The organism is Aeromonas sanarellii (assembly GCF_000820085.1).
GTDB lineage: Bacteria > Pseudomonadota > Gammaproteobacteria > Enterobacterales > Aeromonadaceae > Aeromonas > Aeromonas sanarellii.
The window spans coordinates 1-3,382 of record NZ_CDBN01000059.1 but is presented as its reverse complement, the minus strand read 5'-3'; the positions used below and the strand labels follow the sequence as shown (position 1 = coordinate 3,382).

Here is a 3,382-nt window from a genome sequence, read left to right as displayed (position 1 = left end):
CCCCTGATGCCGTCCGCCCCCGAGGAGCGGGCCCGGGTGCGCCAGATAGTCAACATGATCGCCTGCGACATCCACCCCCTCAACAACCTGCGGGTGCTCAACTATCTGGAGGAGGTCTTCAGGGTGGGCAAGGAGCAGGAGGCCAGCTGGTATCGCCACTGGATCGACGAGACCTTCACCGCGCTGGAGCAGCTCTTGATGACCACGGCCGGGGTCTACAGCGTCGGCAACGAGGTGACCCTGGCGGATTGCATGCTGGTGCCCCAGGTCTACAACGCCCGCCGCTTCAACATGACCCTGGACGACTACCCCACCATCAACCGTATCGTGGCCAACTGCGAGCAGCTGCAGGCCTTTATCAAGGCCGCCCCCGCCAATCAGCCAGACGCCCAGCCCTGATTTCACCCCGGTGATAAACAACAAACACCCCGCACCGTCAGGCGACCGTGCGGGGTGTTTGCATCATGGACGGGGCTTGTCAGCTGCGAGCCTCCTGGCGCTGGAAGAAGGCGATGAACTTGCCGAATTCCGCCTCATCATAGCTCTTCTCCTTCTCCAGCAGCCCGGTGTTGAAGGATTCCAGCAGCTTGCCGCGGGCGTCCAGCACGTAGAAGTGGGGCACCCCCAGATACTCGGGATAGGCCTTGAGGAAGGATTCGTTCTTGTTCTGCTCGCTGACGTTCACCTTGACCACCACGAAGGTGCGGTTGAGCTGGCTGGCAAGATCCGGCTCCCGGTCCAGAAAGCGGTTCATCTCCTGGCACCAGCTGCACCACTCGCCCCCCACCAGCAGCAGGACCTTTTTGCCCTCTTGCTGCGCCCTGGTAGTGGCGGCGGCCAGATCTTTCGCCGGATCCCGCGTCTCGTCATAGCCCTGGCTGTAATCGGGCAGGCCCCTGGCCCAGAGGTGCTCGTCCGCGCGGGCGGCGCCGTTGAACAGCAGGGTGCCCAGCACCAGGGGCAATAGCAGGTGTTTCATGGTCTCTTCCTTGTGTCGTTATTGTTTGGCTTCCAAGCAGCAACAATGTGACACGAACGACCCCCTTCGCCAAGGGCTACAGGGGCATGGGATATGCGAAAAACGGCATTGTTAAGCCACGAAGACGCACATGAAGAAGACACGCATGAAAAAGCCCCTCGTGGGAGGGGCTTGGTGATCTCGATGGGAGAAGAGGGGCTTAGTAACCCTGCTGGTGGACGTCCATCACGGCGCGGCCTGACGGGTCGGCCATCTCCTTGAACTTGGCATCCCACTCCAGGGCGGTTGGGGTGGAGCAGGCGACCGACTTGCCGTAGGGCACGGTGCGGGCGGCGGACTCCAGCGGGAAGTGCTCGTCGAAGATGGCGCGGTAGTAGTAGGCCTCCTTGGTGAGCGGGGTGTTGATGGGGAAGCGGAACGCCGCCGCCTCGAACATCTGATCCGTCACCTCCTGCTCGACCATGGCCTTGAGGCTGTCTATCCAGGAGTAGCCCACGCCGTCGGAGAACTGCTCCTTCTGGCGCCACGCCACCTCGTGGGGCAGCAGATCCTCGAACGCTTCCCGCAGGATGTGCTTCTCGATCTTGCCCTTGCCGCACATCTTGTCGGCGGGGTTGAGGCGCATCGCCACGTCCATGAACTCCTTGTCGAGGAAGGGCACGCGGCCCTCCACGCCCCAGGCGGCCATGGACTTGTTGGCCCGCAGGCAGTCGTAGAGGTGCAGGGCGGACAGCTTGCGCACCGTCTCCTCGTGGAACTCCCGGGCGTTGGGCGCCTTGTGGAAGTAGAGGTAGCCGCCGAACAGCTCGTCGGAGCCTTCGCCGGAGAGCACCATCTTGATGCCCATCGCCTTGATGTAGCGTGCCATCAGGTACATGGGCGTGGAGGCGCGGATGGTGGTGACGTCATAGGTCTCGAGGTGATAGATGACGTCCCGTAGGGCATCCAGCCCCTCCTGCACGGTGAAGTGGATCTGGTGGTGGATGGTGCCGAGGTGGTCTGCCACCTTGCGGGCGGCGGCCAAGTCCGGCGAGCCTTCCAGGCCGACGGCGAAGGAGTGCAGCTGCGGCCACCAGGCTTCGCTCTTGTCATCGTCTTCGACCCGGCGAGCGGCATAGAGCTTGGTGATGGCGGAGATGACGGACGAATCCAGCCCGCCGGAGAGCAGCACGCCGTAGGGGACGTCACACATCAGCTGGCGCTTGACCGCCGCTTCCAGAGCGGCTTTCAGCTCGGCCTTGTCGCTGACGTTGTGCTCGACTGCGGCGTACTCCATCCAGTCGCGCTTGTACCAAGTTTTATGTTCGCCATCCTTGCTCCAGAGGTAGTGTCCCGGCGGGAAGGTCTCGACGCTCTTGCACACCGGCACCAGGGCCTTCATCTCGGAGGCGACGTAGAAGTTGCCGTGCTCGTCGCGGCCGGTGTAGAGGGGGATGATCCCCATGTGGTCGCGACCGATAAGATACGCATCCTGCTCGGCGTCATAGAGGATGAAGGCGAAGATGCCGTTGAGATCGTCCAGGAAGGCGGGGCCCTTCTCTTTGTAAAGGGCCAGCAGCACCTCGCAGTCGGAGTGGGTCTGGAACTGGAAATCGACCTTGAGGTTTCTCTCCAGCTCCTTGTGGTTGTAGATCTCGCCGTTGACGGCCAATACGTGGGTGCGCTCGGGGTTGTAGAGCGGCTGGGCGCCGTTGCCCGGATCGACGATGGCCAGGCGCTCGTGCACCAGGATGGCCTTGTCGGAGCTGTAGACGCCGGACCAGTCAGGCCCGCGGTGACGCAGTCGCTTGGACATCTCCAAGGCCGATTTGCGCAGAGTGGCGGAGTCGGTCTTGATGTCCAGAATGCCGAAAATAGAACACATTGGCGGTAATCCTCTTGATTTTTATATGAGCCCCCCACGTTTGGGCTCGAAATTCCATTTACATTCCTCGCCAATCACAATGCCTAGCGGAAAACCCTTTTGCAAGCGGGAAAACCGCAGAAAATCATGCCGTAAGCGTCAAGCCGTGCCAGGGGATAGTCACCGCCCGGTCGCCCGGAAAAGGGAACGAGGTTGACGTGCGCGTCAGGTCGCGGCGGGTTCGAAGATCACATAGAGCTTGCGACAGGCCACCAGGGTCTCCCACTCGCCGACGAAGCCCGCCGGGATGACGAATTGATCGCCCGGCTTGAGGTGCAGCTGGCCCCCCTGACCGTCGTGGATCCGCGCCTCCCCCTCCAGCAACTGGCNNCTCCCCCTCCAGCAACTGGCAATACTCGTGCTCGGTGTAGTGCACGGCCCAGCGGCCCGGCTCGCAGGCCCAGAAGCCCACGTGAAACTGCTGGCTCGGGTCCGAGTAGTGATTCCACAGGGTCTGGCTCGGGTTGCCGGCCCGGATCCGCTCGGGGGCGGGCATCAGC

3 protein-coding genes and 1 pseudogene are annotated in these 3,382 nt (G+C 62.6%); 1 reads left to right on the top strand and 3 read right to left on the bottom strand.

Features of this window, described 5'->3' with window-relative positions; all coding sequences use genetic code 11:
* Nucleotides 1-399: glutathione S-transferase family protein (locus tag BN1132_RS12055; protein WP_042077832.1), on the top strand; the 399-nt coding region annotated here is incomplete at its 5' end.
* 79 nt (nt 400-478) lie between these two features.
* Here BN1132_RS12055 and BN1132_RS12050 read toward each other — a convergent pair.
* From BN1132_RS12050 to BN1132_RS12040, 3 genes and pseudogenes are all read right to left on the bottom strand, one after another.
* The gene (locus tag BN1132_RS12050; protein WP_042077831.1) at nt 479-979 is read right to left on the bottom strand and encodes a thioredoxin family protein; all 501 of its coding nucleotides are present in this window, start codon (nt 977-979) and stop codon (nt 479-481) included.
* Nucleotides 980-1,178: 199 nt separating this feature from the next.
* Nucleotides 1,179-2,843 carry an asparagine synthase B gene (gene asnB / locus BN1132_RS12045; protein ID WP_042077830.1) on the bottom strand — a complete coding sequence of 555 codons (1,665 nt, stop codon included), beginning with the start codon at nt 2,841-2,843 and terminating at the stop codon, nt 1,179-1,181.
* A 204-nt stretch (nt 2,844-3,047) separates the two neighbouring features.
* Nucleotides 3,048-3,381: pseudogene (locus tag BN1132_RS12040) on the bottom strand (cupin domain-containing protein).
* Nucleotide 3,382 lies beyond the last annotated feature (1 nt).

What these genes read in the sequence shown, in the direction of transcription:
- BN1132_RS12050 (WP_042077831.1), bottom strand. Translation starts at nt 979, where the DNA reads ATGAAACACCTGCTATTGCCCCTGGTGCTGGGCACCCTGCTGTTCAAC.
- asnB (WP_042077830.1), bottom strand. Translation starts at nt 2,843, where the DNA reads ATGTGTTCTATTTTCGGCATTCTGGACATCAAGACCGACTCCGCCACT.